Origin of the sequence: Halorubrum ezzemoulense (assembly GCF_004126515.1) — an archaeon.
GTDB classification, from domain to species: domain Archaea; phylum Halobacteriota; class Halobacteria; order Halobacteriales; family Haloferacaceae; genus Halorubrum; species Halorubrum ezzemoulense.
This window is the reverse complement of sequence record NZ_CP034940.1, coordinates 2350255-2376777: the sequence shown is the minus strand read 5'-3', so window position 1 is coordinate 2376777 and position 26523 is coordinate 2350255. Positions and strand designations below refer to the sequence as shown.

Genomic DNA, 26523 nt, shown 5'->3' with positions numbered 1-26523 from the left:
CCGGAACTCGTCATGAGGGCCGGTTCAGTCGGCGTCGAGCGCCGCCGCCAGTTTCGTCGCGCCCCCCTCGGAGACGCTCTCGCCGTGCCCGACCAGGATTCGCTCCGGGCGGTAGTCGGCGAGGCCCTCCGGCGCCTCGTCGAGCGCCGGATGGACGCCGACGTCGTTGTCGCCCTCACAGAACCCCGGGAGGGTGCCAAGCGTCTCCATGACGACGAGGGTCCCACCGGACTCGTCGACGAGGACCGCCTCCTCCCACTCGTCCGTGTCGATGAGGCGGTGGACCTCGTAGTTCGTGCCGGGGAGCTCCGCGTCGAACGGCTCCGGCTCGCCGTCGAGTTTCTCTCGCGTCAGGTCCATCCACTCCGGGACGGACACGGCGACGCCGTGGCGCGCCGCGATCGCTTCGGCGTCCCGCGTGTGTCGGTCGTGGGTCACGACCACGCCGGCGACCTCGCCGAGGTCGCTCAGCCGGTCGTCGAGCCCGTCGGCGTCGAGCGGGTCGACGACCCAGACCCCGCCCTCGGTCGCGAGCGCGTGACTCCCGCGCATCGCGTCTTCCTCGGGATGCGCGACCCAACTGACGCCGCCGTCCCATTCGGTCACCGCCTCGAGCGAGGGTCGCCCCGTCGGCTCGTCGTCGGACATGTGTGCGACTATTAGGCACACGACTAAACGCCTGTCCGTACCGGAACCGAGGCGGGCCGTCCGTCACCTCCCGTCACTTCGACGGTCGGTCGTCGCCACGGTCGCTACGGCTCCCCGTCGAGGCGTCAGTCGTCCGCTCGCCAGCCGTCTGCGCGTCAGTCGGCGCGTGGATCTAGGTCCATCGCTTCGGCGAGGAGCGCGTGCGAATCGAGCGCGGCCTCGCGGTCCGGCACCGTGTGCTGGATCATCACCTCGTCGACGCCGACGCGGTCGGCCAACTGCTCCAGCAGGCCCGACATCGTCTCCGGGCTCCCGGAGATCGACCGCGGCCACTCGTCGTCGTCCAGCGTCGCCGGCGTCGGGTCCGGCGCGCCGCCTAGCTCGTCGATCGCCTCCTCCTCGGTCGGCGTCTCGTCGCCGAGCTCACCGCGTTTCATACGCCGGAACGTCGCCTCTGCGGGCGCGCGCCGACGGGCCGCGGCCGCGTCCGTCTCGGCCGCCACCGCGTTGACCGCGACCATCCCTTGCGGCTCGTCGAGGCCGCCGGGGCCGGCGTCGGGGTCGAACGCCTCGCGGTACGCCGCGAACGCGCGCTCGGCGAACCCGGGCCGGATGAAGCCGGCGAAGCAGTAGCGCAGGCCCAGCTCGCCGGCGATCTCCCCGCTCGCCGGACTCGACCCCAGCACCCACGGGACGGCCGGCCCCTCGGCCGACCCGGGCACCGACAGGTCGGCGTACGGGTGTTCGTCCGGATAGGCGTCGCGGAGGTGGTTCACCACCGCGGTGATCCGCTCGCGGTGGTCCTCGTTCGGGTTCTCGACGCGGCGGTCGGTGCCGAGCGCGCGGTCGGAGGCGGGCGAGCCGTTCGCGCGGCCCATCCCGAGGTCGACGCGGCCGGGCGCCAGCCCGTCGAGGACGCCGAACGACTCGGCCACCTTGAACGGGCTGTAGTGGTTCAAGAGGACGGCCCCGCTTCCGATCCGGATCGAGTCGGTCGCGCCCGCGACCCGACCGAGCAGCACCTCTGGCGTGGTGCCGGCGAGGCGGTCGCCCATCCCGTGGTGTTCGGCGACCCAGAACCGCTCGTAGCCCAGTCGCTCGGCGTGGCGCGCGGCGTCGACCGTGTTCGCGAACGCGTCCGCCGCGGTGCCGCCCCGGGGGACCGGCGAGAGGTCGACGACTGAAAGGTCCATACCCGCGTTCGGCGACTGATCCGGTTAACGGTTGGCTCGGCGGCGGAGCGGTCGGGGGATCGAAACCGCGCCGACCGCGGGGCCGGGAGGACCAGCCGAGCGAAACGCCGCGGCTAGTCGACGGTGAAGACGAAGCGAAGAGAAGAACCGCAGTTCAGTTGTCGCCGGTCTTCGACTGCCAGGCGTAGTCGCGCCGGGAGGCGGACTCGCCGAAGCCGCACGAGGAGCAGCGCTCCTTCTTGACGTGGTAGGACTTCTCGCCGCAGCGTCGACACTTCACGTGAACCGTCTTGTTCTTTTTCCCTTGGGAGGGCGTACCTGCGCCGGTCATGCTTTGATTGTGACGACGTTATCGCCGCGTATAATCGTTGTGTCTTCGATCGCGACCGCGAACTCGCCGTCGAGGTCTTCGTCGACGCGGCCGTCCACGTCAGCCTCCGGCTCGATGACGACGTTCATGTGCTGGTCGTAGCCGCCGAGGACGCCGTAGTACGTCGTGCCGTCCTTCAGGTGTACCGTCACGGGCTCCTCGAGCGACGCTTCGAGCACGTCGAGGGGTCGTCCACTCATTGTCCGTATCGCCGCCCGTCGCGGTAATAAAAATACCGGGACGGAGCCCCCGAGGCCGGTCGGTTTGACACGAACTTCGCGCTCGCGCCCGCCGCAGTCCGTCAGTCCAGCCGCTCGCGGACGAACTCGCTCGCCGCCGGGACCGCCGCGGCGTACAGGGCGACGTACTCAAGGGTCGCCTGCGCCCGCCGGGCCGAGCTGTACCCCTCCTCGACGCGGTCGGCGACGTACTCGAAGCCGTCCAGCCCGGGGCGGACGAGCCGCGTCGCCAGCGGATCGTCGCCGGCGACGGCCTCGCCGACCGCCGTCCGCGCCCGCTCCGCGGCCGACCGCACGGACGACTCCGAGGGGGCCTCCCGGTGTTCGCCGTCGCGGATCTCGCCGACGGCCGCCCGAAACGCGTCGAGCTCGGCCAACGCAACGCCGGACTCGACGACGGCCGTGGAGCAGTCGCCGGCGTCGACCGCCCGCTCGACGTCCTCGACGGCCGAGTCGGTCCGGAGCTCGCCCGTGGCCACAAGCTCCTGTGCGACCGTCCCGCTCAGGTCCTCGCCGCCGAGCGGGTCGTCGCCGCCGGCGCGCTCCCGCACGGTCGAGCGTGTCCGACTCACGGAGCCCCGCAGCTCGTCGGCGGCCGCGACCAGCGACGCCCACCGCGGGACCGGTCCGTCGCGCCCGTCGAGGTACGCGTTCCGGAGGCTCTCGGCGTCGTCCGCGGTCGCCCGCGCGCGCTCGACCCGAGCCGTCGCCTCGCCGGCTCGGAATGGCTCGGCGACCGGGTCGGCGGGGTACGTCAGCTCCGGCCGGACGTGCCGCTCGCACTCCGCGAGCAGCGATTCGACCGGCTCGTACGCCAGCGCCGCCGCGACCGGCGACTCGGCTCGGTACTCCACCTCGGCGGCGAGCGCGCCCCGAGCGTCCCGGACCGCGCTCCGCCGAGCGGCCAGGTCGGCGCCGTCGTCGACGCCGGTGGCCGCGCGATACGCGCCGCGCACCGCCGCGGCGTCCTCCCGACGACGCCGCCACGCCGAGAGGACGTCCACCGGCCACTCGGCTGTCACTCCGGCGTCCGCCCGCTCCAGCGCCCGCTCGCGGTCGGAACCGATCTCCGTCGCCACCGCAGCGTTGGCTATCCCCGGCTCGGCCGGCACGTCGTCGAGTAGGCTCCGGGTCCGCGCCTCGTGGGCGTCCGCGAGCGACTCCGGTACGGTCGCCGGAAACGGCGACGCCGGCCAGTCGACGGTCCCCACGGCGCCGGACGGGAGCGATACGGGCGAGCCGCGGCGCTCCTCGCCGCCGCCGAACGGGAGTCCGGAGCAGCCGGCGACCGCAGCCGTCCCGACCGCCGCTCCGACCCCTGCGAGGAACCGGCGGCGAGAGCTTGAGCCGCCGTGCGAACCGGACCCGCGACCCGTCGACTCGCGGCTCACTCGCCATCACCTCCCGCGCCGGGTGCCGAGGAGTTGAACACGGCAGGCGGATCTCCCTGTCGACAGGAGCCACGCATCCCCATTCCGCTCCCGCTCGACCGCTCCGCCGCCACGGGGAGTCGGATCGCGAAGCCGACGGTGTGGACGGCCTCCGGATCGCACTCGACGTCGGCCGGGCGGTACGCCCGGCAGAAGTCGGCTCGGGGGTGGAGGTCGCCGTCGGCGAGCTCCGACGGCTCGACGGCGACAGACCGGAGCCGGACATCGCGACAGGCCGTCACCGGCATCGAGAGAAGGTAGGCCGACGCCGACTCGAAGTCCGTCCCGTCGAGGAACGACCGCAGGCGGTCGGCGGCCGCGGTCTCGGCGAAGTCGAGTGCGTCGAGGCCGTCGCCCGAGACCAATACGCGCCGGGCGCGAGGCCGCCGTCGCCCGCGCTCGTCGGTCTCGTTCGACGGCGTCTCTTCACCGCCGGTGAGGATCGGCTCGCCGCTCTCGTCGCGCGCTCGTTCGAGTTCGTACCCGTCTATCGGTTGATCGCCCCGGACGGGGTAGCTGTTCGACGCGGAGTCGCTACCGGCGCAGCCGGCCAGCGCGGCGATCCCTGACGCGGCCGCGAGGAGGGCTCGGCGGCGGGGTACGTCTGCCATCGCCGGGGGTTCGATCGAGAGCGTGAAACTCTTTGTGGGGCCAGTTCGGGCGCGAATCCCCGCCGCGGGGCCGAACCCGGGAGTTTTTAACGTGGGCGAGAGTACGCCGATGTACCACACTCCCGCGGGACACGGTGAGTCGCGACGACTCGGCCGTAGCGGGGCCTTCAACGACGCGCGGTAGGACGTAGCGCCGACGGCTCCTTGCGGGGTTCAGTGACCGACGCCGACCACGGCGTCACACACGGACACACTATGGAAATCGAAATTGCGACACTCGGCGGTTACGAAGAGGTCGGTCGACAGATGACGGCGGTTCGCGCGGGCGACGACATCGTCATCTTCGACATGGGCCTGAACCTCAGTAAGGTCCTCATCCACGACAACGTGGAGACCGAGAGCATGCACAGCCTCGATCTGATCGACATGGGCGCAATCCCGGACGACCGGGTCATGAGCGAACTGGAGGGCGACGTCCAGGCGATCGTCCCCACCCACGGCCACCTCGACCACATCGCGGGGATCCCGAAGCTCGCCCACCGCTACGACGCGCCGATCGTCTCCGCGCCGTACACGATCGAACTGGTGCGCCAGCAGATCGAAGACGAGGGCAAGTTCCAGGTGGACAACGACCTCGTGAAGATGAAGCCCGGCGCCACGATGGCGATCGGCGACTCCGAGCAGGTCGAGATGGAGTTCGTCAACGTCACCCACTCGATCATCGACGCGATCAACCCGGTTATTCACACCCCGGAGGGCGCGATCGTCTACGGGCTCGACAAGCGGCTGGACCACGACCCCGTCATCGGCGACCCGATCGACATGGAGCGGTTCCGCGAGATCGGGCGGCAGGACGAGGGCGTCCTCTGTTACGTCGAGGACTGTACGAACGCCGGCCGGAAGGGCCGCACGCCCTCCGAGTCGTACGCGAAGAAACACGTCGAGGACACGTTCAAATCGATGGAGGACTACACCGGCGGCATCGTCGCCACGACGTTCTCCTCCCACATCGCCCGCGTGAAGACCCTCGTCGAGTACGCTCGCGAGATCGGCCGCCAGCCGGTCCTCCTCGGGCGCTCGATGGAGAAGTACTCCGGCACGGCCGAGCGGCTCGACTTCGTCGACTTCCAGGGCGATGTCGGCATGTACGGCCACCGCAAGTCCGTCGACCGCGCGTTCAAGCGGATCATGAAGGAGGGGAAGGGGAACTTCCTCCCCATCGTGACGGGCCACCAGGGCGAGCCGCGCGCGATGCTCACCCGCATGGGTCGCGGCGAGACGCCGTACGAAATCGACGACGGCGACAAGATCGTCTTCAGCGCCAGCGTCATCCCGGAGCCCACCAACGAGGGCCAGCGCTACCAGTCCGAACAGCTGCTCCGGATGCAGGGCGCGCGCCTCTACGACGACATCCACGTCTCCGGGCACCTCCGCGAGGAGGGCCACTACGAGATGCTCGACGCGCTCCAGCCGCAGCACGTGATCCCGGGCCACCAGTCGCTCGAGGGCCGGTCGCCGTACGTGAACCTCGCGACGTCGCAGGGGTACAAGCTCGGACGTGACGTCCACGTCACGCAGAACGGGAGCGTCATCCAGCTCGTCGAATGACGAGCGAGACGAAGGAGGCGCGGGTGCTCGACGCCATCCGCGAGCGGCGTGAGCTCGTCAACGCCGCTATCGACGAGGAGCTGCCGGTCCAGGAGCCTGAGCGACTGTACGAGGCCACCCGATACATCCTCGAGGCCGGCGGCAAGCGGCTCCGCCCGACGGTGACGACCCTGGCCGCTGAGGCGGTCACCGGCACCGAGCCGATGGGCGCCGACTTCCGCGCGTTCCCGTCGCTCGACGGCGACGAGGTCGACGTGATGCGGGCCGCGGTCGCCATCGAGGTGATCCAGTCGTTCACGCTGATCCACGACGACATCATGGACGAGGACGACCTCCGGCGGGGCGTCCCGGCAGTCCACGAGGCGTACGACGTCTCGACGGCGATCCTCGCGGGCGACACCCTCTACTCGAAGGCGTTCGAGTTCATGACCGAGACGGGCGCGGACCCGCAACACGGGCTCGAAGCGATGCGGATGCTCGCGTCGACCTGTACCGAGATCTGCGAGGGGCAGGCCCTCGACGTCGCCTTCGAGAGCCGCGACGACATCCTCCCCGACGAGTACTTGGACATGGTCGAGCTGAAGACCGCGGTGCTGTACGGCGCCTCGGCCGCGACGCCCGCCCTCCTACTCGGCGCCGACGAGGCGGTCGTCGACGCCCTGTATCAGTACGGGATCGACTCCGGGCGCGCGTTCCAGATCCAAGACGACGTGCTCGACCTCACCGTCCCCTCGGAGGAGCTCGGGAAGCAGCGCGGCTCCGACCTCGTGGAGGGGAAGGAGACGCTCATCACGCTCCACGCCCGACAACAGGGAGTCGACGTCGACGGGCTCGTTGACGCCGACACGCCCGCGGCGGTGACCGAGGCGGCCATCGACGACGCGGTCGCGGCCCTCGAAGAGGTCGGCTCGATCGAGTACGCCCGCGAGACCGCCGAGGACCTCACCGCGCGGTCGAAGGACCACCTCGGAGTGCTCCCCGAGAGCGGCTCTCGGAGCCTGCTCGAAGACCTCGCGGACTACCTCATCGTCCGCGGCTACTGAGCGGGCCGCGGCGCGACGGACCCGCCGGACGGGTCGGGACTTCCAGACACGGCGTCACGGCCGGACGAGCCGGCACCGGCGGTCCGGGCCGCGACGGACACCGCTTTACCCGCGGCCCGCGTTCGGTCGACCGTGTCACGGTACCGAGACGCCCTCCTGTTCTTCACCCTCGCCCTGCTGTGGGGCGGATCGTTCGTCGCCATCGAGGTCGGCCTCGACTACTATCCGCCGGTGTTGTACGCCGCCTACCGGTTCGACGTGGCCGCGCTGGCGCTGCTGTCGTACGTGTTCGTCACGCAGGACGGTCCGTTTCCGCGGACGCGCGGCGACCTCGCCGCGATCGGGTTCAGCGGCGGACTCTCCGTGGCCGCGAACAACGCGCTGCTGTTCGTCGGCCAGCAGTACACCACGAGCGGTATCGCCTCGATCACCTACAGCCTCGTCCCCATCGCGACCGCGGCGGTCGCCGCCCTGTGGATCGGCGGGGCGGACCTCGACGCGCGCGGCGCGGTCGGGGTCGTCCTCGCGTTCCTCGGCGTCGGCCTCGTCGCACAGCCGGACCCCGCGAGCCTCGGCGGGGGCGTCGCGGTCGGCGTCGGGCTGATCGCGATCGGCGTCGTCGCCGTCGCGGTCGGCAGCGTCGGGCTCCGGACCGTCGAGACGTCGTTCTCCAGCGTCGCGCTCACCGGGTGGGCGATGGGGTTCGGCGCGCTGGCCATCCACGCACTGAGCCTCGGGATCGGCGAGAGCCAGCGCCTCCCCGCCGCGGCGCCGCGCGCGCTCCTCGCGCTGGCGTTCCTCGGGCTCTGCTCGTCGGCGGTGGCGTACACCATCTACTTCACGCTGCTCGACCGGCTCGGCCCCTTCGAGATCAACCTCGTCTCGTACGTCGTGCCGGTCGTCGCCACCGTCGCGGGCGCCCTGCTGCTCGCCGAGCCGGTAACGGCGTTCACCGTCGCCGGCTTCGCGGTCATCGTCCTCGGCTTCGGCCTGCTGAAGCGCCGCGAGATCGCCGACGCGGTCGCCGGGATCAGCCCGTCGGGATAGCGGTCGCCCTCGACGGCGTCGACCGCCCCGATCAGCCGTCGAGCGCGCGGATGTCGTCGAGTATCTCGACGGCGTGGTCCTCGGGGGAGACCCCCTCGTACGCCAAGACGACGGTTCCCTCGTCGTCGATGACGTACGTGTTCCGGAACACGCCGTCGAAGGTGTTCCCGAACATCGACTTCTCGCCGTAGGAGTCGTACGCGCTCGACACCGCGCCGTCCGGGTCCGAGAGGAGCGTGAAGGGGAGGTCGTACTCCTCGGCGAAGGGTTCGAGGTCCTCGACCGGGTCGTCGCTGATCCCGACGACGGCGATGTCGGCGTCCTCGAACGCGTCCCACTCGTCGCGGAAGCCGCACGCCTCGGCGGTACAGCCGGGGGTGTCGGCGCGCGGGTAGAAGTACACCACCGTGTGGCCGGCCGCGGTCGGGTCGACGGTGGCCGTCTCGCCGCGGTGGTCGGTGAGCGTGATCGCGGGCGCGTCGTCGCCGGGTTCGAGCATACGGATCGACGCCGCTCGAACTGGTTAGAGGATTCGGTCCCTTTTTACCGACTACTCGCATCCTACCGGTATCGATGGCGTGGCAACCGACGCCGTACACGGTTCCGCTGCTCGTCGCGGCCGTCGCGTCGTTCGGATTCGCCGCGTACGCGGCCGCGAACCGTTCTCGCGGCGGCCGGGCGCTCCTGTGGAGTTTCGTCGGCGTCGCCGGCAGCGCCGGCGTCTGGTCGCTGGCGTACGCGGCGCAGCTATCGGCGACCGCGCTCGGTCCCACGCTGCTTTTCAACCGCTTCGTCTGGCTCGGGACCGCGGGGCTGGCGGTCGCGTGGCCCGCCTTCGTCCTCTCGTACGTCGACCGGACCGAGTGGCTCGGTCGCCGCCGGTTCGCGCTCTTCTGGGTCGTCCCGGCCGCGACCGCCGTTGCCGTCTTGACGGTCGGCGCCGACCCGCTGTTCTACGCCGACCCCTCGCTCGTCGACGCCGGCGGGTACCGCCTCCTCGGCTACGCGCCGACGCCCGCCCTGCTCGGATTCGTCGGGTACACCTACGCGGTCAACCTGTTCTCCTTCGGCGTGCTCGGCTACGCCGCGGTCTCCCGTGACGGCGTGTTCCGCCGGCAGGCCGCCCTCCTCTTCGCCGCCGGCGTCGCGCCGCCGGCGCTCGGCGCGGCCGGCATCTTCGGGCTCGTCGGTCCGGCGGACGGCGTGGTCGACTTCACGCCGATCGCCTTCAGCGGGACCTCGGCGCTGCTGGCGTGGGTCGTGTTCCGGTACCGGCTGCTCGACGTGTCGCCGATCGCCCGCGACGCGGTGTTCGCGAACCTCTCCGACGGCGTGGTCGTCTGCGACGCCGACGGCCGGGTGATCGATCGCAACGACTCGGCTCAGGCGCTGTTTCCCGACGCCGAACTCGGCGCCCGCGCCGACGAGGCGTTCGCCGACGCCCCGCCGGTCGTCGACGCGGTGACGGAGGCGGGGTCCGACGAGGGGGAAGCGTCGTCCGACGACGAGTTCCGCGTGACCGTCGGCGGCGACGACGCCGCGCCGCGGTTCCTGACGGTTGACGTCCACGACATCACCGGCCCGGGGACGACCCGCGGCGGGACGGTCCTGCTGTTCCGCGACGTCACCGAGCGGGAAACGCTCCAGCGGCGCTACCGCGCCCTCATCGAGAAGTCGCCGAACGTGATCGCGGTCTGCGGCGAGGACGGCCTGATCAGGTACGTGAGCCCCTCGATTGAGCGCCTGCTCGGTCACGCTCCCGCGGCGATCGAGGGGCGTCCTGTGATCGACCTGGTCCACCCGGAGGACCGACGCGAGGCGCAGCAGGCGTTCGAGCGCGCCTTCGAGGGCGCCGAACCCCAGTCGATCACGCACCGGATCGCCCGGGGCGACGGCAGTTGGCGCCGGTTCGAGACGGTGATCGAGCGGCTGTTCGAGGACGCGCGCGAGGTCGTCATCACCGCAACCGACGTGACGGAGGCCCGGCGGTACGAACAGCGGCTCCAGGTTCTGAACCGCGTGCTGCGCCACGACCTGAAGAACGACACCAACGTCATCGGCGGGTACGCCGACCTGCTCCGCGACCACGTCGACGAGGAGGGCGACCCGTACCTCGACGTCATCGACCGGAAGGTACAGACGCTGACGCACCTCAGCGACCAGGCGCGCGAGATCGATGTCGCGCTGCACAGCGACGCCGACAAGACCGAGATCGACCTCGCCGAACTCGTCGACCGCCTCTGCGAGTCGCTGGGCTCGTCGTTCCCGCGGGCGACGGTGACGGTGACGGTGCCCGACTCCGCCGTCGTCGCCGCGGACGAACTGCTGGAGTCCGCGGTCCGGAACGTGCTGGAGAACGCTGTCGTCCACAACGACGACGATGATCCGCACGTCGAGGCGACGGTCGTCGCCGACGGCGACCGGTTCCGGCTCGACGTGGCCGACGACGGCCCCGGCATCCCGCCGGTCGAGCGGACGGTGTTCTCGGAGGCGCGGGAGACGGCGCTCGAACACGCGAGCGGGCTCGGCCTCTGGCTCGTCCACTGGATCGTCACGGAGTCCGGCGGCGACCTCCAGATCGACACCCGTGAGCCGACCGGCACGGTAGTCCGGATGTGGCTCCCGCGAGCGGCCGAAGAGTGCGAGTAGATCCGCCGACCTTCCGGTGTCGGCTCAGACGCGGACGCGGACGACGTGACCCCCGCAGCCGCACCGCTCGATGTACTCCCAGTCGAGGTCGTCGCCGAGCTCCGATTCGAGCGCGTCGACGAGGTACGTCTCCGGGTGGCCGTGGTCGCCGTGGGTGACGAGGTTGACGTGGTTGCCCGCGGCCGTGTGCTCGACCGCTTCGATCGCCTGTCGGACGAGCAGATCCCGGTCGTCCGCGTGTTCGGGGCCTTCGAGGTTCGCGGACCACGAATTCTCGTGGACGTGGTCGGTCACCGGGTCCGCGTCGTGATCGTGGCCTGAGGGTGTACTCGACATGTCCGATCCGACGCTCTCAGTTCCCCTACGTCTTCGAGCGAACATGTTCGCGCGGAGCGTCGACCGACGACCGGCGCGCGAACGTCTTGGGGACAGGAGACACTCCCGCGGGACCCGACGACAGACTCATCAGTCGCGACCCGTTCGGCGACGCGGACGAGCCCTTGGACGCTCGCGAGATAGACGACGACCCCGACCGGCGACGCGTGGTACGTCGAGGTCACGAACGGGGCGTAGTCGACCGCCCTCCGCAACCTCTTTGCGCGCCCTCGCCGAAGCCGGAGCCATGAGTCACGGACCTCTGGACGAGGACGCGGTCGAAAGCTACCGCGAGGCCGGCGCGGTGCTGGTCGAGGCGATGAACGAGGCCCGCGAGATGGTCGAGCCGGGCCGGACCCACCTCGAAGTCGCCGAGTGGACGGAAGACTTCGTCCGCGAGCAGGGGGCGGGCCTCGCGTTCCCGGTCAACATCAGCGTCGACCCCGAGGCGTCGCACGCGACGCCGGGTCGGGACGACGAGACCGAGTTCGGCGAGGAGATGGTGTGTCTCGACGTCGGCGTCCACGTCGACGGCTACATCGCCGACGCCGCGGTGACGGTCGACCACAGCGGGACGCCCGAACTCGTCGAGGCCGCCGAGATGGCGCTGGAGGCCGCGCTCGACGAGGCCGGGCCGGGCGTCGAGGTCGGCGTCGTCGGGCAGGCGATCGAAGACGTGATCCGCGGCTACGGCTACACGCCCGTCCTCAACCTCTCCGGGCACGGCGTCCAGCGCTACGACGCCCACACCGGGCCCACGGTACCGAACCGCGGCGTCGACCGGTCGGTCGAGCTGGAGCCGGGGCAGGCGGTCGCCATCGAGCCGTTCGCCACCGACGGCCGCGGAAAGGTCGGCGAGGGGACCGACGAACAGATCTTCGAGCAGCAGGGCTCCGCGAGCGTGCGCGACCGGCGGGCGCGGCAGGCGCTCGAAGAGATCGAGGCGTTCGACGACCTCCCGTTCGCGGCGCGCTGGCTGGAGACGGACCGGGCGGGGATGGCGCTTCGTCGCCTGAAGCAGGCGAACGCGATCAAGGGGTACCCCGTCTTGAAGGAGGACGACGACGCCATCGTGAGTCAGGCGGAGCACACGCTGCTCGTCACCGAGGACGGCGTCGAGGTGACGACCGCGGGCATCCACGGCTTCGACGACTGATGGACCGGATCTTCGCGCCGTGGCGGATCGAATGGGTCGAGCGCGACGCCGACCCGATCGACGGCTGCCCGTTCTGCGTCCTGCCCGAGCGCGAGGACGCCCGCGAGGCGCGCGTCGTCGCCCGCAGCGAGCGCAACTACGTCCTCCTGAACAACGCGCCGTACAACCCCGGTCACGCGATGGTGATCCCGGACGCACACGTCGAGGATCCGACCGGCCTCGACGACGCGACACTCCTCGATCACGCGAAGCTGAAGGCGGCGACGCTCGCCGCGCTGCGCCGCGACGTGAACCCCGACGGCGTCAACACGGGCCAGAACCTCGGCGGCGACGCCGCGGGGGGGTCGATCGACCACCTCCACACCCACGTCGTCCCGCGCTGGAGCGGCGACACGAACTTCATGCCCGTCACCGGCGCCACGAAGGTGATCGTGGAGGCGATAGACCGCACCTACGACCACCTCCACGCGGGCTTCGCGGCCGACGACGCGGTCGTCGATCCGGGAGACGCCGAGGCGGGCGAGGCGGTCGAACTTGACTTCGGCGTCTAACTCGGCGGTGTCGATCACTCATAAACAAACGGCGTGGCGGCGCGTGCCGATGAGCGCCCGTATGGCGCGAATCGCCCGCGCGAGGTCGCCGGCGCGAAACGCCGGCTGCCGGAGAATCTTCGATTCTCGCCGGAGTCGCTGGCTCCCGGAGCGAAGCGACGGGTGCCAGCGACGAGGCTGGGGAGCCGTGAGGTACGGTCGCTGTGCGGGGTGGGACTCAACGGGGCAGTCGCGAGAAGGCGGGAGGCGATGTAAGCACCACAGCGAGCGGAGCGAGCGAGGAGCACAACGGGCGTCCCGTCTCCTCGCGACTGGGGCTTTGGAGGTATTCACCGCAGCGTCGTCGATCACCCGACCGGATCGCTGTATTCGACCGATCTCCCGCCTCCCCTCGACGCAAATTAGTACACCAGTTCGCCCGAGATGAACTTCCGGGTGCGCTCGTCGGCGGGGTCGTCGAAGATCTCCTCGGTCGGACCGATCTCCGTGATCCCGTCGTCGAGCAGCACCGCGACGCGGTCCGCGACCCGCTCGGCCTGATGCATGTCGTGGGTCGCCACGACCACGCCGATCCCCCGCGCTTTCGCCTCACCGATCGCCTCCTCGATGACGGCCGTGTTCCGTGGGTCGAGGTCGGAGGTTGGTTCGTCGAGCAAGAGGGCGTCGGGGTCGTACGCCAGCGCGCGGGCGAACGACACCCGCTGGGCCTCGCCGCCGGAGAGCGAGTCGGCGGGCTGGTCCGTCTTGTCTGCGAGTCCGACGACCTCCAGCGACTCGTGGACCGCGTCGGCGGCGCCGGACAGCCGGAAGAGCGAGGCGATCCGCTCGCTCCACGAGCGGCGGACCCGGAGCCCGTACTCGACGTTTCGGGCGACCGATCCCCCGAAGAGGCTCGCCTCTTGGAACACCATCCCGACGCGGCGGCGCAGCGCGAGCCGCGCCGACTCGTCGACGGCCCACGCGTCGGTCCCGTCGAGCGTCACCGTCCCCTCGTCCGGCTCCAGCGACAGCGCGAGCGTCCGCAGCAGCGTGGTCTTGCCGACGCCGGAGGGACCGATGACGGCGACGACCTCGCCCGCGTCGACGTCGATCGTGAGGTCGCGGAACACCCTCTCGTCGCCGTACGACCGCGACACGCCCGTCGCGCGGAGCATCAGCCGGACACCCCCCGCCGCATCAGGCCACCCCCCGATCGCCGAAGCGGACCACGATCGCGTTGACGGTCAACACGAGCGCGACCAGCACCGCGCCGAGCACCATGGCGGTCTCGTACCGCCCCTGCCGCGCTTCGAGCTGGATCGCGGTGGTGAGCGTGCGCGTCTTCGAGATGCCGTCGGCGCTCGTGATGTTCCCGCCGACGATCAGCACGGAGCCGACCTCGCTCACCGCGCGACCGAACCCGGCCAGCACCGCGGTCGCGATCCCGTACTTGGCCTCCTTGATCACGACCAGCGCCACGTCGATCCGCGTCCCGCCGAGGACGCGAGCAGCGTCCCGGACGCCGTCGTCGACGCCGCTCACGGCCGCGAGGCTGATCGCCGTGATCGGTGGCGTCGCGAGGACGAACTGCGACATGATCATCGCCTCGCGGGTGAAGATGAGCTCTAGCGACCCCAGCGGCCCCTGGTTGGAGACCGCGAACAGCACTACCAGCCCGACCACCACGCTCGGGAACCCCATCCCGGTGTTGACGACCGACTTCACGAACCCCTTCCCCGGGAACTCCGCGAGACCGATCGCGACGGCCGCCGGCACGCTGACGAGCGTGCTCAGCGCCACGGCGGTGAGGCTCACGTACAGCGAGACCGCGATGATGCTCCCGACGTACCCCTCCCTGAACGAGGCGCCGAGCAGGGACGCCGCGGGGCCCGCGCCCGAGTCGAGGAGGGCGGGGGCCAGCTGTGCGACCGGTTCGAGCGGCACGCTTACGCGTCCGAGTCGTCGCTACTCCAGCCTTCCGGAACGTACTGTTGGAAGTCAGGGTCCTCCGAGACGGCCTCGGGGAAGAACAGCTGTTCGCCGTTCACCTGGTACTCTGCGATGGCCTCCTGGACGCCGGGACTGGTGATCCAGCCGATGTACGCCATCGCGAGGTCGTAGTTGGCGTTCTCGTGGACGCCGGGGTTGACCGCCATGACGCCGTACGGGTTCGCGAGGATCTCCGGCCCGCCCTCGATCGGCCCCTGAACGAGGATCGTCAGGTCGATCTCCGAGCGCTGCGAGATGTAGGTTCCGCGGTCCGAGAGCGTGTACGCGCCCTGCTGGTTTGCGATGTTCAGCGCCTCGCCCATCCCGGTGCCGGTCTCCTGATACCAGTCTCCGCCGGGATCCGTGCCCGCCGCGTCCCAGAGGTTCAGCTCCTTCGTGTGGGTCCCGGAGTTGTCGCCGCGAGAGACGAACGTCGCCTCCGCCTCCGCGATGGTCGTCAGCGCCTCGGTCGCTGAGCCCGTCCCCCCGATTCCCGCCGGGTCGCTCTCGGGGCCGACGATCACGAAGTCGTTGAACATCAGGTCGCGGCGGTTGATCCCGTACCCGTTGCGCATGAATTCGTCTTCGAGGCCGCGGGCGTGGACCATCACGATGTCCGAGTCGCCGTTGCGCGCGGTCTCCAGCGCGGCGCCCGTCCCCTGCGCGACGGCGTCGACCGTGACGCCGTACATCTCCTCGAAGTCCGGGTGGATCGCGTCGAGGAGCCCCGTGTCGTAGGTGCTCGTCGTCGTCGTGAGCGTCAGCGTCTCGCCGGCGACGCCGACGCTCTCAGCGCTGTTTCCGCCGTCGGTGCCGTTGCCCCCGGTCCCGTCGCCGCTGCCGCCATCGTTCGTCGACGAACAGCCGGCCGTACCCACGATCGCTCCGGCGCCGACCGCGGCCACGAACTTCCGTCGTTGTATCGGCATAGATACAACGGCGGGGCGACACGACATATAAGTTGCGTCACGGTGGGGAACGTCGGCCCGGAGCGGCCCGAGGGCGCGTCGAAACCCCCAACACGTCCCGGACGCATCCCCCGAGCATGGGAGAGCCGACCGACTCCGGTCCCGCCCCGGCCGCGGGGCGCGGACGGGCCGCGCTGATCGAGGACGGCGTCGAGTTCGACGGCCGCGACGCGGCCCTGTTGCGCGCGGTCGACGCGGCGGGATCGGTCGCGGGCGCGGCCTCGGAGCTCGGCCGCTCCCGCGCCCGCGCTCTCACCCGGATCGAGACGCTGGAGGACGCTTACGGCACGCTCGTCGAGCGCCGTCGGGGCGGCGAGGGCGGCGGCGGGAGCCGGCTCGCCGCGTCGGCTCGGGACCTCCTCGACCGCTACGACCGCCTTCAGGCCGTCCTCGCGGCGACCGCGTCGGTTCCCGAGACGGTCCTCGACGGGACCGTGGCCGCCGTCGACGGCGAACTCGCCGTCGTCGACACGCCGGTCGGAGAGCTCTCCGGACTCCACGGCGGCACCGTGGACGACGAAGGCGCAGACGACGGGGCCGACGGCAGAGACGCAGACGACGGGGCCGACGGCGGCGCGGTCGCCGTCGGCGACGCGGTTCAAGTCCGGATCGGCGCGGACGCGGTCACCGTCAACGACGCGGCCAACGCGGTCGACCCGGACGCGACGAGCGCCCGGAACCGCCTGGCCGGCCGCGTCTCGCGCATCGACTCGGGCGAGACGGTGTCGACGGTTCGGATCGTCGTCGAACCGGTCGACCGGGGAGGGACAGACGACGCCGCCGTCGAGGTCGCGGCGCTGATCACCGCCGAGAGCATCGACCGGCTCGGCCTCGCGCCCGGTGACCCGGTGTCGCTCCGGTGGAAGGCGACCGCGACGCGACTCGTTGCGCAGGTCGAGTGACTCGGCCGACCGGAGTAGACCAGCGTTCTGAACCGGGGGGCGGACCGGCGTTCCGGACAGGTGGGCCGTGCCAAGCGCTCCCGCGCAAGCGAACGGTTTTTGCGTCGACCGACGGGAGAGGTGGTATGGACGAGGACACCCCCGAAGGGACGACGCCGGGCGGTGACGGGCGCGAGCCCGACGCCGACCGCGGGCCGTTGACGCCCCCCCGGACCGACGGCGGGACCGACGCGGACGAGCCGACCGAGGACGTCGCGCTCGACCCGTGGGGGTCGGCGTCGGTCGGGGACTACGCGGACCTCTTCGCGGAGTTCGGCATCGAGGCGTTCGACGAGGTCGACGACGACGTGCCGGACCCGCACTACCTGATGCGCCGCGGCGTCATCTTCGGGCACCGTGAGTACGACGCGGTCGCGGAGGCGATGGCGAACGACGAGCCGTTCGCGGCGCTCTCCGGGTTCATGCCCACGGGGGACCCGCACATCGGTCACAAGCTCGTGTTCGACGAGATCATCTGGCACCAAGAGATGGGCGGCGAGGCGTTCGGGCTCATCGCCGACCTCGAAGCGCATTCCGCGCGCGGGATGTCGTGGGACGAGATCGACGAGCACGCGCGGAACTACCTCCTGAGCCTCCTCGCGCTCGGCTTCGACGCCGAGGACGGCGAGATCTACCGTCAGTCCGACAACCGCGAGGTCCAGGACCTCGGCTTCGAGCTCGGCTCGAAGGCGAACTTCTCGGAGTTCGAGGCGATCTACGGCTTCGACGGCGAGACGAACATCTCGCACATGCAGAGCGTGATCACCCAGACCGCGGACATCCTCTACCCGCAGCTCGTCGACGAGCCGAAGCCCACCGTGATCCCGGTCGGGCCCGACCAAGACCCCCACGTCCGGCTCACTCGAGACCTCGCGACCCGCGTGCGCTACTTCAAGGTGACCGAGGCGTTCGCCTCCTTCGAGCTCGACGACGACGAGCGGCAGCTCGTCCGGGCCGCGTACGACGCGCTCGCGCCGGACGTCGCTGACCCGGAAAGCGACGTTCGCTGCGAGGACGCCGCCGAGTGGCTCGGGGACTACGAGCCGCCCGAGAGCGACCGCGAGAGCGTGGACCTCGCGGCCGCGAAGGCGACCGCGCTCGACAAGCTCGAGGCCGGCGGCAAGGAGCCGCTCCGGCCCCGCGTGCGATTCTTCGACCGCAACGCAACCGACGAGGCGTTCGAGGCGCTGATCGAGGCCGTGGAAGGGGAAAAACGCGTGTTCGAGGGCCACGTCGACGCGTTCGACCTGACCCGCGACGAGGCCGAGTCCATCGCGCGCGAGGTCGAGATCGACCACGACGGGTTCGGCTTCCGGCAGCCCTCCTCGATCTACCACCGGTTCATGACCGGGCTCACCGGCGGCAAGATGTCTTCGTCGATCCCGGCGAGCCACATCTCGCTGCTCGACGATCCTGAGGACGGCTACGACAAGGTGAAGGCGGCGACGACTGGGGGCCGCGACACCGCCGAGGAGCAGCGCGAGCTGGGCGGCGAGGCCGACGAGTGCCCGGTCTACGAGCTGTACGCCTACCTGCTCGCGGGCGACGACGACGAACTCACCAAGGAGGTGTACTCCGAGTGCGTCAACGGCGAGCGCCTCTGCGGCGGCTGTAAGGAGCAGGCCGCGGAGCTCATGCGCGAGTTCCTCGAGGACCACCAGGAGAAGCGCGCGGAGGCCGAGGAACTCCTCGACGACCTCGACATCGACCTCGACTCCGACCGGCGCGGCACCGGCGGCGAGCACTGAGGCGTCTCTATTGAGGTCGCAGGGCAACTCTCACGAGCTGTTTTATAAACGAACGGTGCGGTGGCGCGTGCCTGCGAGGCCGCCTTGCGGCCGAGCAGCACGCGCGAGGGAGTCGCTGGCTCCCGGAGCGAAGCGGAGGGTGCCAGCGACGAGGCTGGGGAGGCGTGAGGTGCTGTGCTGGGCGGGACTCAAAGGGGCAGTCGCGAGGACGAAGCACGGCGACGTAAGCACCGCAATGAGGGAGCGAACGGAGTGAGCGACCGAGTGAGGAGCACAGCGAGCCGCGCGAGTCCTCGCGACTGGGGCTTTGGAGGCGTTCGCCGCCAATTCACGGGTAGCTGTTTATAACCGAGCGACTGGGGCTTTGGAGGCGTTCGCCGCCAATTCACGGGTAGCTGTTTATAACCGAGCGACTGGGGCTTTGGAGGCGTTCGCCGCCGATCCGCAATCGATTTCTATAACTAACAGCGACCGCCTTACAGCTCGTTCTTCACGTACACGCCCAGCAGTCCGCCGAGCGCGCTCAGAACCACGGAGTAGGCGACGCCGCCCAACACGATGAGGGCGGCGACGAAGACGACTCCGCCGGCCGCGAGGCCGACTTCGAGCGGGAACCCGAAGAACCCCAAGAACGGGAGGAAAACCAGCACGAGCAACAGCAGTCCGACGATCGGGATCGCGGCGATCGCGCCGGAGAGCGCGCCGACCCGGAGGCCGTCGTCTCCATTTAAGTACCCGGCCACCGCGCCGCCGAGGAGCGGTGAGATGCCGGTAAACGAGAGCACCGTCGACGCGATAGCGCCGACGACCGCGTTGAGGAGGGTGTTCTCTGTGTCCATGCGCGGTCGAACTCCCGGCGGCGGCATACGTTTTGCGAAGCGCGGCGGCCGGGCCGGCCCGCGCTCGGCACGACCGGACGGCGAGCGAGCCGATAGTTTATGAGGCGGGCGCCACCTCTCACGGGTATGAGCGAGGAGGAGGCGATCCACGTCGCGGACGTCAGCGAGGGGATCGGCGGCGACGCGACGGCGGAACCTGGCTCGCCGGTCGAACTCCCGGTCGTCGACGTGCTCACCGGCCGGTCCTTCATCACCGGGAAGAGCGGGTCCGGGAAGAGCAACACCGCAAGTGTCGTGATAGAAAATCTGCTATCTAACGGATTTCCTGTCATGATCGTGGACACAGACGGTGAATATTACGGTTTAAAGGAAGAATATGAAATTCTTCACGCCGGCGCCGACGACGAGTGCGACATCGTCGTCTCCCCCGAGCACGCCGAGAAGCTCGCGACCCTCGCCTTAGAGCAGAACGTCCCGATCATCTTGGACGTCTCCGGCTACCTCGAAGAGGACACCGCCAACGAGCTCCTCTTGGAGGTCGTCAAGCAGCTGTTCGCGAAGGAGAAGCGCATGAAGAAGCCCTTCCTGCTCGTCATCGAGGAGTGCCACGAGTACATCCCCGAGGGCGGCGGCATGGACGAGACGGGGAAGATGCTGATCAAGGTGGGGAAGCGCGGCCGGAAGCACGGGCTCGGCATCGTCGGCATCAGCCAGCGCCCAGCCGACGTCAAGAAGGACTTCATCACCCAGTGCGACTGGCTCTGCTGGCACCGGCTCACCTGGGACAACGACACGAAGGTGGTCGGGCGCATCCTCGGCTCGAAGTACGCCAGCGCGGTCGAGGACCTCGGCGACGGCGAGGCGTTCCTGATGACCGACTGGGACGAGTCGATCCGCCGGATCCAGTTCCACCGCAAGGAGACGTTCGACGCGGGCGCGACCCCCGGGCTCGACGACTTCGAGCGCCCCGAACTGAAGTCCGTCTCCAGCGACCTCGTCGGCGAGCTCCAGTCGATCTCCGACGAGAAGGAGCGCCGCGAGTCCGAGATCGCCGACCTCAAGCAGGAGTTACAAAAGAAGGACCGGCGGATCGCCGACCTCGAACGCGAGCTGGAGGAGGCCCGCGACCTGAGCGACATGGCCGACCAGTTCGCGCAGGCGCTCCTCGGTAAGGCGGAGGCCCCGTACCGGGGCGGCGGTCGACCTCCGGCCGGCGACGAGCGACTCGGAGGGACGGACGACGGCGACGAGGGCCAGTCCGTCCTCAAGTCGTACGACGAGGCGGTCGCCGCGACCGAGGAGAGCGACGCGGACGCGGAAGCGGAGACCGACGCCGCGCCCGGACCGGGCCCATCGGCCGCCGACGGCGGCGCCGAGGTCGACGCCGACGCCGCGACCGGTGACGCTGCGACCGCTGACGCCGCGGATGTCGACGCGACGGCCGCCGATTCTGCGGACGAACCGAACCCCCCGGACGACGTCGACCCGGTCACCCGCGACGACGTGGCCGAGAGCGCGCTCCGGTTCGACGAGGCGATCGAGCTCGGTACCCGCGAAGCGGTCATCGATGAGCTCCGCTCGCGGATCGAGTCCCTCCCGGAGCTCTCGCGCGGGATGCTCCGCCACTATCGGCGCGAGGGCGCGAGCGACCCCGTCGCGGCCCACATCGACGCCGGGGGCGACGGCGACTCCGGCCACGCGTACAGCCGTCACCGCCCGATCCGGCGGGCGGGACTCATCCGCCACGCCGGTCGGGGCAGCTACGCCTACGCGGTCCCGGACCTCGTCCGGGAGGCGTACGCCGACCGCCTCGACGAGGCGCAGGTCGACGAGATCGTTCGCGCCGTCGAGCGCGTCTTCGTCCCGTCCGCCGAACTGGACTACCCGCCGGACGCCGCTCCGGCCGAGGTCGGTGACCGGGCGCCCGCCGGAGACGACGAGGCCGAGGAGAACACGGACACCGACGCGGCCGACGGGGACGAGGAGCCTTCGGCGCCGACCGACGCCGGCCTGAGCGACGCCGCGCGTCGGTTCGCCGAGCGATCGGAGCGCTGAGGCCGGAGTGCCGGGGCCGGAGCGCTGAGACCGGAGCGCTGCGGTCGGCGAACCCCGCGGCCGGCTCTCGAGGTAACTCTTCGCTCGGTAGCCCGGTCAGAACGGGACCGAGAGGTACTCGCTCGGCACCGCGTTCCGTGCCGTCACCTGCGGGTCGACCACCTGACTGATCTCCAAGCCCCCGACGAGGCTGGAGAAGAGATACGCCTCGGTGCGCGAGAAGCCGTGGTGGTGCGCCAGCAGGTCGAGCATGTCGGCGTTCGCCAGCTCGACCGCCCCCTCCAGCGTCTCGGCGCTCGCGAGCGTCTTCACCGCGTCGCCGGTGTCGAGGAGCGGACGGTCGAGCGGCACGGCCGGATCCTCGACCACGGAGAGCGTCGCGTCGACCTCGACCGCGATCTCCGCGCCGGTCCCGCACATCTCCCCGTCCGCCATCGCCGCTTTCGCGTCGCCCAGCGCCAACATGGCGCCCTCCTGAAACACCGGGAAGTAGACGGTCGTCCCCCCGGTCACGTCGGTCGTGTCGAGGTTACCGCCGTGGTCGTCGGGCGTGAGCGTCGAGACCGTCCCGCCGCCGGTGGCGACCCCGATCGTTCCGATCACGGGTTCGATCGGTACGTCGATCCCCTCGAACTCGACCGCCCCGGCCTCCGACTCGTCGGTGTCGACCTCGGTGATCCGCGTCGCGGGGTGGTCGATCTCGGGGTCGTCCTGAAGCAGTCCGAACCCGGGTGCGGTGAGCACACGGCCGCGGTCTTCGGCGACGCGCACGGCCTCGATCTCCACCGCGAGGACGTCGCCGGGGCTCGCGCCGGCTACCGCGATCGGTCCCGTCGCGGCGTTGACCTCTTCCGGGATCGCATCGAGGAGGTCGTCGTCGCGCTGAATCTCGCCGTTCAGACTGTCGATCGTCTCGACCGTCAGCGACTCGCCGTCGGCGGCCTCGTAGACGGGGTCCATCTCCGGACCGAACTCGTAGACGTGGCCGTCGCGGTGTGAGACTGTTTCTCGCGTCATTACGTCCACCTGGGCGCCCCGGTAACAAAAAGCCCGGCCGGCGTCAGCGCGGCGCCGCCGCCTCGGGCGGGACGAGCAGGACGTTGTTCGTCCCGCGCGCGACGATCGACTCCGCGGTGCTCCCGAGGAGGAGCCGCCGGAGTCGGCTCGTCCCGCGCGCGCCGATGAGCGTCGTCGTCGCGCCCACGCGCTCCTCTTCGGCCGTGATCTCGTCGACGGGGTTGCCGGACCTGACGTTGGTCTCGACGTGGAACCCGGTCCGGTCGCCGAGGTCACTCGCAAGCTCGTCCAGCCGCTCCTCGGCGGTCGCCGTCGACTCCGCGTCTCCGCCGCCCACGTGGAGCAGGTACGCCCGCTCGGTCGCGCCCGTCAGCGCCGGGAAGTAGTCGTAGGCGCGCGCCGCGTTCTCGGAGAAGTCGGTGGCGTACAGCACGTCCTGGAACAGGTGTTCCTTCTTGACCGCGTGTCCGTCCGGCGTCTCCTCGATCCGCTCGACGAGCAGCGGCCTGACGGCCGTCCGCGCGACGTTGCGCACGGTGCCACCGATGAGCCGATTCTGGAGCGGCGCCTGTCCGCGCGACCCGACGACGATCATGTCCGCGTCGAGCCGCTCGGCCAAGCCGTTGATCCGTCGATGCGGCGTCCCGCGGGCGACGTGCGTCTCCACGTCGAACCCCGCGCGCTCGAACACGCTCCGCTGCGGCGCGAGCGCCTCTCGGGCGTCGCTGGCGGCGTCCATCCCCGGCAGCCCGCTGGAGACGTTGTCCGGGACGACCGTCAACAGGTGAACCTCGCTGACACCGATGTTGTCGAGACACTCCAGACAGGTCCGAGACTCGATCGCCGCCTCGTTCGCGTCCGAGAGGTCTGTCGCGAATACGATCCTCATACGCGACTGTTCGTGCTGATGAGTAATATTGTTTTTGTTGTACAATACAAGAGTCTTCGAAGACGGCACAGCGATCGGTCGGTGACGGCACACTCCGGTTCGGGGCCGGTCGCTGCCGGGGGAGCAACCCGCCTCAGGCGTCCGGGTCGGCCGCCGCCGACGGTCCGTGATCGAGGAGCGGCGAGTCCGCGTTCGCACACTCGTCCCGGCCACAGACGCCGGCGTCGTCGCCCGCTCGCTCGACGCCTGCCGTGAGTCCGCCGATCTGCCAGTCGACGGCGTGCCCCGTCGCGCGCTCGTGGTCGTCGAGCGCGGTCCGCGCCCGCCGGAGCGAGTCGAACGCTTCGTCGTACGCACAGTCGGTACAGCGGACGCGAACGGTCGTCGACATGGCCCTCTCTTCGGTCTCGACCACCGTAAGTGCCGCTATCGGCTACTGGGCCGATCGCCCCGGCGTCGGATTCCCTCGGACGGGACTGTATTGAGACAGATACGCAAGATTAAAACATCTGTGAGTAGTATTGTTTTTTGCGCACAAACTACTAACCCATGAGCACCGAACTCGATATCGCGGAGACGCTGGACGTGAAAGGACTGAGCTGCCCGATGCCTATCGTGAAGACGAAGGGCGCGATCGACGACCTCGCCCCCGGTGAGGTGCTGGAGGTCGTCGCGACCGATCCCGGAAGCGTGAGCGACATCGACGGGTGGGCGACGGGCACCGACGGCGTCACGCTCCTTGAACAGGAGGAGGGCGACGACGTGTACACGCACTACGTCCGCAAGGAAGAATGAGCATGGACGAGATCGGCATCATCGTCTCCAGCGACGACCCGAAGAGCCTCGCGATGGCGACCAACCTCGGCCACGTCGCGCTGACGATGGACACCGACGTGTTCCTTTACTTCACCTTCGACGGACTGACGCACCTGCTGGAGGGCGAGAAAGACCTCTCGTCGGTCCAGCCGCTGCTCGACGAGGGGATGCCGAACCCCTACGACATGCTCGACCAGCTGATCGCCGACGGCGGGGAGGCGGTCACCTCGGTCGCGTGTACGACCACGCTGGACATGCTCCAGTGGGAGCAGGAGGCCATCGACGACGACCTGACGACGCAGTTCGCCGGCGCGGTCACCTTCCTCGAGGCGGCCGAGGAGGCCGACCACGTGTTCACGTTCTGAGCGCCGGCGTTGCGTCGGTCCGCTCCACCCTTCCCGCCGCTGTACGTGTGCCCCTGAGACGTATCGCCGTCCGAAACAACTCTCCCACCGTCCGAACTCCCGCGCCGTCCGAAGCTTGCCACCGCGAGACGTGTCCGACTCGACGTGAGAACGGATCTGTCCTCAATCGGGAGCGTACGGATCACAACTATTTTGGAGAGTAATGGAAAAATCACACACATGCCCTCTGAAAAGACCTGTCCGGACTGCGAGAAGCCGCTAGAGGAGATGGAGCTACAGGGAACCGACGCTCTCGGGACGCTCTCCGTGGTCTCCGACGGGTCGAGCGACGGATTTCTCGGCGGCCTCAGCGCCGACGAGATCCTCACGCCGGTCCCGTACGTGTGCCCCGAGTGCCGGCGGACCCTCATCTACGCGGAATAGCGACCGAAAGTAGCGCGCGAAACCCTGCGACGCCCACCGCCCTCGCGTCGAGTCCGCCTCGTGAGGGGTCTCGGTGCTCCGCTCAGCTCTCGACGGCGGCGCGCTCGGGTTCGTCGTACTTCTCCTCGAACTCGCCGATGAGCTGGCCCATCTTCGCGTACCAGTCGTTGAGCATCCGCTGCATGTCGTCGGCGATCTGGGACGGATCCGTGGGGCTGTACACGTGGTAGTAGCCGCCGTGGTCGTAGTTGATCTGTTCCTTCTGGATGAAGCCGGCGTTCAGGAGGCGCTGGACCGCGCGGTAGGCGGTCGAGCGCTCGCGGTCCACGCGTTCGGCGACCTCGTCGATCGTGAGCGCCTCTTCGGCCGAGACCATCGCTCGGTAGCAGTCCTTGTCCAACTGTTTCAGACCGTGGAAGCACTCGAGTAACCCCTCGCACTCCATGTCTCGTTGGAGCTGTTCGGACATCGAATCGGACATTTTACGTGGTAACTGACGGTTTCCGCCGCAAAAAGTGTTGTGTGTGTCGTACAATCGCGCGCTTCAGAGCCCGGACTCCCGCTCCTCCCGGCGCTGCCCGCGCCGGTCGCTCCCGCCGCGAGGAGGCGCAGCGGAGCGGTTCGGTCCCGGCTCCCGCACGCGGTCGCTACTCGTCGCCGTCGGACGCGTCGTCGTCCGTCTCCTCTGCGTCCTCCTCGTCCGCCGCGAGCCCGGCGGCCTCGACGGCGGCCTCGACCTCGTCGGTCGGGACCGTCCGGAAGCCGTCGGCCTCGGTCACGGTCGCGACCGCGAGGTCGGACGCCTCGAACTCGTCGTCGTGGGCGGCCAGGGCCGCGACCGCGAGTTCGATGCCGTCCTCGAGCGAGAGGTCGTCGCTCCACTCGTCTTCGAGGTGTCCCTGAATGTCCTGCCGGCCGCCGCCGATGACGGTCGCCTTCCACTCGTTGGGCGTACCCGAGGGGTCGGCGGCGAACAGGCGCGGCTCGCCGTCGTCGATGCCGCCGATGAGGAGGGCGGCACCGTACGGGCGCGTGCCACCGCGCTGGGTGTTCTCTTGGATGTGGTCGGTAATGAACTTCGTCAGCGTCTCGACGCCGACGGGCTCGCCGTAGCGGAGGCGGTTCCCCTGCGACTGGCGGCGCGCGAGGTCGATCAGCTGCCGGGCGTCGGCGACGTGGCCGGCGCTCGCGGTGCCGACGTGGTCGTCGAGCTTGTGGAGCTTCTCGATGCTCTCGGCCTCCATCAGCGACGAGGAGGGGCGAGACATCGCGACGAAGACGACGCCGTCGGTCGTCCGGACGCCGACGCTCGGCGCGCCGCGCGAGACCGCCTCGCGGGCGTACTCGACCTGATATATCCGGCCGTCCGGCGAGAACAGCGACGTGCCGCGGTCGTACGCCTGCTGGTCGTTGCCGCCCATCATCGCCGATCACCCGCTCGCGCGGTGTCGCGTTCAGTCATTACCCTCACTTACGTCGGCCCGTTGAAAAAGCATCCGTAACCGGTACGTCTCGGTGGCCGTCGAAACCGCGGGTCCCCGCCGGCCGCGTTCGCCGCCTAGCGGCGGAGTCGA

Annotated in this window: 29 protein-coding genes; 12 read left to right on the top strand and 17 right to left on the bottom strand. The window is 70.0% G+C overall.

Translation table 11 applies throughout. The annotated features are described in order from the left end of the window. Window positions 1–24: 24 nt before the first annotated feature. From EO776_RS12010 to EO776_RS11985, 6 genes are all read right to left on the bottom strand, one after another. A complete protein-coding gene (locus tag EO776_RS12010; protein ID WP_100050388.1) occupies window positions 25–648 on the bottom strand; it encodes a hypothetical protein in 624 nt (207 codons plus the stop codon). A 155-nt stretch (window positions 649–803) separates the two neighbouring features. Beyond that, window positions 804–1841, bottom strand: coding sequence for an MsnO8 family LLM class oxidoreductase (locus EO776_RS12005; protein ID WP_086219528.1), 1038 nt, complete (start codon window positions 1839–1841; stop codon window positions 804–806). A 154-nt stretch (window positions 1842–1995) separates the two neighbouring features. Next, entirely contained in the window at window positions 1996–2172 is a 177-nt protein-coding gene (locus tag EO776_RS12000; RefSeq protein ID WP_006112801.1) for a 50S ribosomal protein L37e, read from the bottom strand. After that, window positions 2169–2411, bottom strand: a complete 243-nt coding sequence (locus EO776_RS11995) for an LSM domain-containing protein (protein WP_049930582.1) — start codon at window positions 2409–2411, stop codon at window positions 2169–2171. Before EO776_RS11995 ends, EO776_RS12000 begins: the two co-directional genes overlap by 4 nt. 101 nt (window positions 2412–2512) lie before the next feature. Continuing rightward, window positions 2513–3841, bottom strand: coding sequence for a hypothetical protein (locus tag EO776_RS11990; protein WP_100050389.1), 1329 nt, complete (start codon window positions 3839–3841; stop codon window positions 2513–2515). After that, window positions 3838–4491, bottom strand: a complete 654-nt coding sequence (locus EO776_RS11985; RefSeq protein ID WP_089308208.1) for a hypothetical protein — start codon at window positions 4489–4491, stop codon at window positions 3838–3840. Before EO776_RS11985 ends, EO776_RS11990 begins: the two co-directional genes overlap by 4 nt. A 255-nt stretch (window positions 4492–4746) precedes the next feature. Between EO776_RS11985 and EO776_RS11980 the strand changes: the two genes are divergently transcribed. The 3 genes from EO776_RS11980 to EO776_RS11970 all read left to right on the top strand — a co-directional run bounded on the left by EO776_RS11980 (window position 4747) and on the right by EO776_RS11970 (window position 8189). Continuing rightward, window positions 4747–6099: a ribonuclease J gene (locus EO776_RS11980; RefSeq protein ID WP_100050393.1), complete on the top strand. Its 1353-nt coding sequence runs from the start codon at window positions 4747–4749 to the stop codon at window positions 6097–6099. Further along, entirely contained in the window at window positions 6096–7142 is a 1047-nt protein-coding gene (gene idsA3 / locus EO776_RS11975; protein ID WP_049930588.1) for a geranylfarnesyl diphosphate synthase, read from the top strand. The genes EO776_RS11980 and idsA3 overlap by 4 nt, the downstream gene beginning before the upstream one ends. A gap of 132 nt (window positions 7143–7274) precedes the next feature. Next, window positions 7275–8189 carry a DMT family transporter gene (locus tag EO776_RS11970; protein ID WP_049930589.1) on the top strand — a complete coding sequence of 305 codons (915 nt, stop codon included), beginning with the start codon at window positions 7275–7277 and terminating at the stop codon, window positions 8187–8189. 31 nt (window positions 8190–8220) lie between these two features. Here the strand turns inward: EO776_RS11970 and EO776_RS11965 are convergent, their stop codons facing one another. Next, a complete protein-coding gene (locus tag EO776_RS11965) occupies window positions 8221–8688 on the bottom strand; it encodes a peroxiredoxin (protein WP_049930591.1) in 468 nt (155 codons plus the stop codon). A 74-nt stretch (window positions 8689–8762) separates the two neighbouring features. Between EO776_RS11965 and EO776_RS11960 the strand changes: the two genes are divergently transcribed. Then, window positions 8763–10838, top strand: a complete 2076-nt coding sequence (locus EO776_RS11960; RefSeq protein WP_100050390.1) for a histidine kinase N-terminal 7TM domain-containing protein — start codon at window positions 8763–8765, stop codon at window positions 10836–10838. A 24-nt stretch (window positions 10839–10862) separates the two neighbouring features. Here the strand turns inward: EO776_RS11960 and EO776_RS11955 are convergent, their stop codons facing one another. Further along, window positions 10863–11174 (bottom strand): CGCGG family putative rSAM-modified RiPP protein, encoded by a 312-nt coding sequence (locus EO776_RS11955; protein ID WP_100050391.1) that lies wholly within the window; start codon window positions 11172–11174, stop codon window positions 10863–10865. Between the two features lie 286 nt (window positions 11175–11460). Between EO776_RS11955 and map the strand changes: the two genes are divergently transcribed. Together map and EO776_RS11945 are read left to right on the top strand one after the other, a co-directional pair. Then, the gene (gene map, locus EO776_RS11950; RefSeq protein WP_086215522.1) at window positions 11461–12369 is read left to right on the top strand and encodes a type II methionyl aminopeptidase; all 909 of its coding nucleotides are present in this window, start codon (window positions 11461–11463) and stop codon (window positions 12367–12369) included. Continuing rightward, window positions 12369–12920, top strand: a complete 552-nt coding sequence (locus EO776_RS11945; protein WP_086215521.1) for an HIT family protein — start codon at window positions 12369–12371, stop codon at window positions 12918–12920. The genes map and EO776_RS11945 overlap by 1 nt, the downstream gene beginning before the upstream one ends. 401 nt (window positions 12921–13321) lie before the next feature. Here EO776_RS11945 and EO776_RS11940 read toward each other — a convergent pair whose 3' ends face one another. Genes EO776_RS11940 through EO776_RS11930 form a run of 3 tightly spaced genes read right to left on the bottom strand, consistent with a single transcriptional unit; the run spans window position 13322 to window position 15817 of the window. Then, on the bottom strand, window positions 13322–14074 hold the full coding sequence (locus EO776_RS11940) for an amino acid ABC transporter ATP-binding protein (RefSeq protein ID WP_049930600.1): 753 nt from the start codon (window positions 14072–14074) through the stop codon (window positions 13322–13324). Window positions 14075–14096: 22 nt separating this feature from the next. Then, window positions 14097–14843: an ABC transporter permease gene (locus tag EO776_RS11935; protein ID WP_049930601.1), complete on the bottom strand. Its 747-nt coding sequence runs from the start codon at window positions 14841–14843 to the stop codon at window positions 14097–14099. Window positions 14844–14845: 2 nt separating this feature from the next. Continuing rightward, window positions 14846–15817 (bottom strand): substrate-binding domain-containing protein, encoded by a 972-nt coding sequence (locus EO776_RS11930; protein ID WP_049930602.1) that lies wholly within the window; start codon window positions 15815–15817, stop codon window positions 14846–14848. 116 nt (window positions 15818–15933) lie between these two features. Here EO776_RS11930 and EO776_RS11925 point away from each other — a divergent pair, with 116 nt between their 5' ends. Both EO776_RS11925 and EO776_RS11920 read left to right on the top strand, forming a co-directional pair. Then, the gene (locus EO776_RS11925) at window positions 15934–16758 is read left to right on the top strand and encodes a TOBE domain-containing protein (RefSeq protein ID WP_094552771.1); all 825 of its coding nucleotides are present in this window, start codon (window positions 15934–15936) and stop codon (window positions 16756–16758) included. A 125-nt stretch (window positions 16759–16883) separates the two neighbouring features. After that, the gene (locus tag EO776_RS11920; protein ID WP_100050392.1) at window positions 16884–18545 is read left to right on the top strand and encodes a tryptophan--tRNA ligase; all 1662 of its coding nucleotides are present in this window, start codon (window positions 16884–16886) and stop codon (window positions 18543–18545) included. Between the two features lie 476 nt (window positions 18546–19021). Here the strand turns inward: EO776_RS11920 and EO776_RS11910 are convergent, their stop codons facing one another. Continuing rightward, the gene (locus tag EO776_RS11910) at window positions 19022–19384 is read right to left on the bottom strand and encodes a DUF5518 domain-containing protein (RefSeq protein WP_049930606.1); all 363 of its coding nucleotides are present in this window, start codon (window positions 19382–19384) and stop codon (window positions 19022–19024) included. Between the two features lie 126 nt (window positions 19385–19510). On the opposite strand from EO776_RS11910, the gene EO776_RS11905 reads away from it, so the two are divergent. Beyond that, window positions 19511–21439, top strand: a complete 1929-nt coding sequence (locus tag EO776_RS11905) for an ATP-binding protein (protein WP_086219783.1) — start codon at window positions 19511–19513, stop codon at window positions 21437–21439. A gap of 96 nt (window positions 21440–21535) precedes the next feature. Here the strand turns inward: EO776_RS11905 and EO776_RS11900 are convergent, their stop codons facing one another. From EO776_RS11900 to EO776_RS11890, 3 genes are all read right to left on the bottom strand, one after another. Next, entirely contained in the window at window positions 21536–22456 is a 921-nt protein-coding gene (locus tag EO776_RS11900; RefSeq protein ID WP_049930610.1) for an acetamidase/formamidase family protein, read from the bottom strand. Window positions 22457–22499: 43 nt separating this feature from the next. Next, entirely contained in the window at window positions 22500–23345 is an 846-nt protein-coding gene (locus EO776_RS11895; RefSeq protein WP_049930612.1) for a universal stress protein, read from the bottom strand. Window positions 23346–23478: 133 nt separating this feature from the next. Then, window positions 23479–23736: a DUF7542 family protein gene (locus tag EO776_RS11890; protein ID WP_176450674.1), complete on the bottom strand. Its 258-nt coding sequence runs from the start codon at window positions 23734–23736 to the stop codon at window positions 23479–23481. A gap of 158 nt (window positions 23737–23894) precedes the next feature. Between EO776_RS11890 and EO776_RS11885 the strand changes: the two genes are divergently transcribed. From EO776_RS11885 to EO776_RS11875, 3 genes are all read left to right on the top strand, one after another. Next, a complete protein-coding gene (locus EO776_RS11885; RefSeq protein WP_004596950.1) occupies window positions 23895–24140 on the top strand; it encodes a sulfurtransferase TusA family protein in 246 nt (81 codons plus the stop codon). Between the two features lie 2 nt (window positions 24141–24142). Further along, on the top strand, window positions 24143–24526 hold the full coding sequence (locus tag EO776_RS11880; protein WP_049930616.1) for a DsrE family protein: 384 nt from the start codon (window positions 24143–24145) through the stop codon (window positions 24524–24526). A 219-nt stretch (window positions 24527–24745) separates the two neighbouring features. Beyond that, window positions 24746–24949, top strand: a complete 204-nt coding sequence (locus tag EO776_RS11875; protein WP_094521227.1) for a hypothetical protein — start codon at window positions 24746–24748, stop codon at window positions 24947–24949. A gap of 82 nt (window positions 24950–25031) precedes the next feature. Here the strand turns inward: EO776_RS11875 and EO776_RS11870 are convergent, their stop codons facing one another. Both EO776_RS11870 and psmA read right to left on the bottom strand, forming a co-directional pair. After that, the gene (locus EO776_RS11870) at window positions 25032–25430 is read right to left on the bottom strand and encodes a helix-turn-helix domain-containing protein (RefSeq protein WP_049930620.1); all 399 of its coding nucleotides are present in this window, start codon (window positions 25428–25430) and stop codon (window positions 25032–25034) included. A gap of 166 nt (window positions 25431–25596) precedes the next feature. Further along, window positions 25597–26373 carry an archaeal proteasome endopeptidase complex subunit alpha gene (gene psmA / locus EO776_RS11865; RefSeq protein ID WP_176450675.1) on the bottom strand — a complete coding sequence of 259 codons (777 nt, stop codon included), beginning with the start codon at window positions 26371–26373 and terminating at the stop codon, window positions 25597–25599. Window positions 26374–26523: the final 150 nt, after the last annotated feature.